3 protein-coding genes and 1 pseudogene are annotated in these 6,000 nt (G+C 47.5%); 2 read left to right on the plus strand and 2 right to left on the minus strand.

Translation table 11 applies throughout. From position 1 onward, the window contains the following. Positions 1 to 563: 563 nt before the first annotated feature. Positions 564 to 1,532 carry an arginase gene (rocF, locus tag AAC052_RS23690; RefSeq protein WP_339815729.1) on the plus strand — a complete coding sequence of 323 codons (969 nt, stop codon included), beginning with the start codon at positions 564 to 566 and terminating at the stop codon, positions 1,530 to 1,532. Positions 1,533 to 1,603: 71 nt separating this feature from the next. Here the strand turns inward: rocF and AAC052_RS23695 are convergent, their stop codons facing one another. Together AAC052_RS23695 and AAC052_RS23700 are read right to left on the minus strand one after the other, a co-directional pair. Further along, a complete protein-coding gene (locus tag AAC052_RS23695) occupies positions 1,604 to 1,768 on the minus strand; it encodes a DUF1328 family protein (protein ID WP_152000934.1) in 165 nt (54 codons plus the stop codon). Positions 1,769 to 1,973: 205 nt separating this feature from the next. Next, entirely contained in the window at positions 1,974 to 2,951 is a 978-nt protein-coding gene (locus tag AAC052_RS23700) for a DUF1593 domain-containing protein (RefSeq protein WP_339815730.1), read from the minus strand. A gap of 234 nt (positions 2,952 to 3,185) precedes the next feature. Here AAC052_RS23700 and AAC052_RS23705 point away from each other — a divergent pair. Continuing rightward, positions 3,186 to 6,000: pseudogene (locus tag AAC052_RS23705) on the plus strand (hypothetical protein); the annotation flags it as partial.

Raw genomic sequence — 6,000 nt, forward strand, 5'->3', positions numbered from 1 at the left:
CAGTGCGGTTCTTGATTACATTTAATATACCAGGCGCTGCGCTATAAAAGGCACAGAAAAGCAAATATAAAGGTATAGGTCGGCCATTAACAACAGTATTGCCAAATGATCTGGGCTGGCAACGATTTTTTTATGTAATCACTTATTTTTCAGGTAATTAGTGCAAATGAAGAAAAGGTTAACATTTCAGGTGCGCTTTGAGGGTTCCCATGGGTTAGTCGTGAGTTTTGGAGACATGCGCAATTTCGTGACGTGTTTTTGCGAATTTTTAATATTTGATGCGATTTCGATGCTGGAAATATCTTAAATTGCACCGTGGATGAATATTATTGACATCCTTACCCTAATTTTATGTCTTGTTACATAGGTAAACAACTGGAACCCAACCAGGCGCTCAGAGTCAGAGCGTTGCCGTGCAGAATATACCTGCCCTACTATCATTTTTCGTATAACTAGCACCGCCTGATGCTGGAACGCCAAGCAGGTCTGCTTTTTTTGACATTGTAAAGCAACAGGCGTTCGTTAACTGGTTTTCAAAGCTTAAACAACATAATCCCATTATAATGAAAGAGATTTTGCTCATCGAAGTTAAGTCAGAACTCGGTGCAGGCACAAGAGGTGCCAGTTTGGGCATCGATGCTGTTAAAATTGCCAGCATCGATCTTCAGTCAGATTTTTTTGCAAGGTACGATTCAGTGAACGTGCGCACCGACAACAGCCCATTGTTCACCGGCTTCATTTCACCTTCGGCTAAGTATGTGAACGCTATCATTGGCGTGGAAAAGAGAGTGTGCAATGCTGTTTGTGAGGCGTTGGAGTTTGGTCAGCTGCCCATGGTGCTGGCTGGTGATCACAGCACAGCGTTTGGTACTATCGCAGGCGTGAAAAAGGCATTTCCGGACAAAAGACTCGGCGTGATTTGGGTAGACGCCCATGCCGACCTTCATACACCCTACACCACGCCGTCAGGCAATGTGCATGGCATGCCTCTGGCCATGGCGCTGGGCACCGACAACCGGGACGTTCAAACCAACGAACCACCAGCCGAGGTTGCTCATATTTGGGAGGAGATTAAAAAGATTGGAGTTGAGGGCCCTAAGCTGCACCCTTCTGATGTGGTGTTTATTTCAAAACGTGACACGGAAGCACCCGAAGACTACCTGGCTGAGAAATATGGTATGCGTAATTACACAACCGAGGAAGTAAGGAAATATGGCCCAAAGAAAGTAGCGGCCATGGCGTTGGAACAGCTCCGGGAATGCGATATGATTTATGTGTCGTTTGACGTAGATAGCCTGGATCCTTCTGTGTCGGTGGGCACTGGCACGCCCGTGCCTGGCGGACTTACCGTAGAGGAAGCAAAAGTGATCAATACCGAATTGGTCAAGAGCCCAAAGGTGCTATGCTGGGAAATGGTGGAGATTAACCCCACACTGGATTCAGAAAACAAGATGGCCGAAGTAGCTTTTGAGATTATGGAAGCAACAGCTAGGTCATTTGAGGATTCGAGGATGAAGCCGGTGTTGGTTTAGTGACGACCTAACTGAAATTGGTTTATCAAAAGGATGTGGCATCAACCACATCCTTTTTTCGTATGGCGTTGCTAAATGCCCCGCAAGAGTCGGAATAACAATGAAATAACCAATAACACTACGAAAATGTAAAACACAATTTGTGCTATACCTGCTGCGGCCCCGGCTATCCCGCCAAAGCCCAGAACTGCTGCAATCAATGCGATAATCAGCAGTCCGATAATCAATCTTAACATAGCTTTTAATTTTGGTTGAAAATAAAATGATCTCCCCAATGCTAACGGCTCAAAACAGCCTGGGTTGGGGATTGAAGAGTTATGTTGTTGATTATCAGGTAAATAAAATTTTATAAAATAGAAATATAGAAAGAAAATATTGAATATTTTCTTGTTGATACATTCTCTAAAATGGCTTCGATTCTACGGCAAAAGTCTGGTTCTTCTACTCTTTCAACCAACCCATACGAACTGCCCAATCACGCAGGTAAGCCTGTCGGAATTTGTTGACCGTTTTTGCTCCTGCTCTGTTGTTTTCGATAAGAGAATCAGCAGGATTGTCCGTCCAGTAGTGTTGGCCGTGGTAAGTTTTAACGAAAGAGCCTCCCCAGCTTTCTCCTTCCGGGTTGTCTATGTCGCCATTGAGAAAATAGAGCACCGATGGTGTGTCGCCCATCTTGATGTCTTTTTTCTTGTTCCAGAACAAGTCTCCCAGTGCGCCATGGCCTTTTACATGATTTTCAACAAAGGTGAGATTACCCATGCTATTGGTGGTGTCGCCGCCCATGTACATGCCCCGGAAGGTGGTGTTGTTTTCTATCCACCACAGGTCAGGGTGGTTGTGAAAAAGGTAATCTCTCGATTTTGGATCCTGCAATGTGTTCCACGACCCAATGGAATATACTCTTATGTTGCTTTTGATGGAAGGGTCGTGTTGTACCGCCTGGGCTACATCGGTGATCGATCCCCAAACAAGGACGTACAGCGGCTGGCCAGCGTTTTCTTTGGCCTTCTCTATGAGCCATGAAGCACCTTCGCTTAATGCTGTTGGGGCTTCTGTTTGGAGAGAATCGGTTGCCCCTTGTTTGGTGATGCTTAGCAGGTACTCCGGGGAAGGAAAGCGTGCCGAATGTTTTTTGAGCTTTTCAAAATCAGCGGCATAGGCTGCAATTGTTTCTTCTATGTGTTCTTTTCTCCCTGCATCAGGGGGCGAACTAATCAAGCCGAGGAGATTGAATTGGTCGGCATAAACAAATAAATGAACGAGAGACTGGTAGTCTTCGGGGTCGCTGCCGCCAATGTCTGTGGAAACAATGATGTTTGGCCGGTCAACTACAGGCCTGGTATCGTTGCAAGCTGAGGCAAGGGCCATTGTAGCCAAAAGCAGCAGTCGCATGGGATGGCTGGAGGTGTTTTTGGGCATTCTGGTAAATCTGATTTCTTTATGGAATGTCACAGCTAGGGATGAAAGAGAAAATAGAGTGATAGAATATAATTTATGCAAGAATTATTTGAGTATTTTTTATATAAGCGATACCTTTATCGATTGACTATCTTTTTTTTGAATACATTATGCCTCTTCTAGCTATTGGACAAACAGGTGTATGAACTTTAGTTGAGTTTGTCTTTAGGCTAAATTATATAAGTTTTACTCATTATGGCTGTTCGACCTAACCTAAAAGCAGCAGTGGGGCTGATATTGCTATTGCTATCAGGCACTGTTTCTGCACAGAATTTTTCTGCCGGTGTAAATACTGAGAACCCCAACCCAAGGGCGGTGTTGCACCTTGTTTCCCCCAACGGCGATCAGGGACTCCTTATTCCGCAACTTACCACTGCGCAAAGAACAAGCATGGCGGGCGGTCTCAATGCCCAGTCCAACGGATTGCTTGTGTATGACAACGAGCTGGGACTTTTCTACTTCTGGCTTAACAGTGGATGGATTGCTTTATCGGTGACTGATTCACAAACACTTTCAGTGTCAGGTACCAGCCTTTCAATACAGAATGGAAACGCCGTTGATTTGCAGGCCGCCGGTTTTCTTACTTCGGAAACTGATCCTACAGTGCCTGATGCCATCAAAGACGGCATCGACTGGACTGAGCTAACCAATATCCCGGCTGGCTTTGCAGATGGTGTGGATGAGGTGGGGAGCTCCGCAGGCGACGGAACGACCATTTTAGGTGACGGCAATGCCACTCCCTTTTCTGTAGGCGTGATAGACATATCGCAGGTAAACGGCTTGGCGACGATTGCAGCGAGTGGATCGTTCAACGACCTGGCTGATGTGCCTGCTAATTTGGATGTGGACAATACCGATGATCTTTCCACTTCTGCCGTTCCGGCCCCCGGCGATGTTTCAGGGAGCTTTGCGCTGGGGTTGGTGGTGGATCAGGTGGGGGGGCAGTCGGCTACAGCGATAGGCAATGCAGTATCAACGGTTGCCACAGCGCCGAATCTTGATATTGATGCTTCGGATGATTTTGATGGGGCTTATGGCAGCTTAACAGGCGTTAGTGTGGTGAATGCCGATGTAAATGCGGCAGCGGCAATAGCAGGAACGAAGATTTCTCCAAACTTTGGCACTCAGAATATTAGTACTTCGGGTTCAGTAACAGCTGGAAGTTTCGCCGGTGATGGCGGTGGATTAATTAACATCACAGCGACGAACTTTACTGGTAATCTGGCAGGTGATGTAACTGGCCCACAGGGAACGACTGTGATAGCCAACGATGCAGTAACGAGTGCAAAAATCCTCGATGGGACAATTAGCAACGTCGATATAGCAGATGTTGCAGCAGCGAAAGTAACCGGTTTGGGCACCGCCGCTACATTGAATGTGGGTACGGCTCCGAATAATGTTGTGCAATTAGACGCTACTGGTCTTCCGGGAGTGGATGGCTCTCAATTAATCAATGTTGCTGCCGTAAGCTTCACAGGTAATCTGGCAGGTGATGTAACTGGCCCACAGGGAACGACTGTGATAGCCAACGATGCGGTAACGAGTGCAAAAATCCTCGATGGGACAATTAGCAACGCAGATATAGCAGATGTTGCAGCAGCGAAAGTAACAGGTTTGGGCACAGCAGCTACATTGAATGTGGGCACGGCTTCGAATAATGTTGTGCAATTAGACGCTACTGGTCTTCCGGGAGTGGATGGCTCTCAATTAATCAATGTTGCTGCCGTAAGCTTCACAGGTAATCTGGCAGGTGATGTAACTGGCCCACAGGGAACGACTGTGATAGCCAACGATGCGGTAACGAGTGCAAAAATCCTCGATGGGACAATTAGCAACGCAGATATAGCAGATGTTGCAGCAGCGAAAGTAACAGGTTTGGGCACAGCAGCTACATTGAATGTGGGCACGGCTCCGAATAATGTTGTGCAATTAGACGCCACTGGCCTTCCGGGAGTGGATGGCTCTCAATTAACCAATGTTGCTGCCGTAAGCTTCACTGGTAACCTGGCCGGTGACGTGACTGGCCCACAGGGAACGACAACGATTGCCAACAATGCGGTAACGAGCGCAAAAATCCTCGATGGGACAATCAGCAACGTCGATATAGCAGATGTTGCAGCAGCGAAAGTGACAGGTTTGGGCACAGCAGCTACATTGAATGTGGGAACTGCTGCAAATGATGTTGTACAACTGGACGCTACCGGCCTTCCGGCAGTGGATGGTTCTCAACTAACCAACGTTGCTGCGGCAAGCTTCACCGGTAACCTTGGGGGTGATGTGACTGGTCCACAGGGAACGACTGTGATAGCCAACGATGCAGTAACGAGCGCAAAAATCCTCGATGGGACAATCAGCAACGTCGATATAGCAGATGTTGCAGCAGCGAAAGTGACAGGTTTGGGCACAGCAGCTACATTGAATGTGGGAACTGCTGCAAATGATGTTGTACAACTGGACGCTACCGGCCTTCCGGCAGTGGATGGTTCTCAACTAACCAACGTTGCTGCGGCAAGCTTCACCGGTAACCTTGGGGGTGATGTGACTGGTCCACAGGGAACGACTGTGATAGCCAACGATGCAGTAACGAGCGCAAAAATCCTCGATGGGACAATCAGCAACGTCGATATAGCAGATGTTGCAGCCACCAAAGTAACCGGTTTGGGCACCGCCGCTACATTGAATGTGGGTACGGCTCCGAATAATGTTGTGCAACTGGACGCCACTGGTCTTCCAGCCGTTGATGGCTCTCAACTAACCAATGTCGCTGTTACTACCATTACAACACCTTTTGATGGGGACGTTTTGACCTGGGATAACACGAATAGCCGTTGGGATGCCATTGCGCCAACAGTCACTGGCGATATGTTTGCAGGCACGTATGATCCTAATGGGATAGGACTGGATGCATTTGCCTTCCAGAACCAATATAGCCTTACCACACCTCTTGATGGTGATGTTTTGACCTGGGATAACACGAATAGCCGTTGGGATGCCATTGCGCCAACAGTCA

It is taken from the genome of uncultured Imperialibacter sp. (assembly GCF_963974565.1).
Classification (GTDB): Bacteria; Bacteroidota; Bacteroidia; order Cytophagales; family Cyclobacteriaceae; genus Imperialibacter; species Imperialibacter roseus.

Bases quoted from the DNA above. Each gene is read 5' to 3' on its own strand.
- rocF (WP_339815729.1), top strand. From the start codon at position 564: ATGAAAGAGATTTTGCTCATCGAAGTTAAGTCAGAACTCGGTGCAGGC.
- AAC052_RS23695 (WP_152000934.1), bottom strand. From the start codon at position 1,768: ATGTTAAGATTGATTATCGGACTGCTGATTATCGCATTGATTGCAGCA.
- AAC052_RS23700 (WP_339815730.1), bottom strand. From the start codon at position 2,951: ATGCCCAAAAACACCTCCAGCCATCCCATGCGACTGCTGCTTTTGGCT.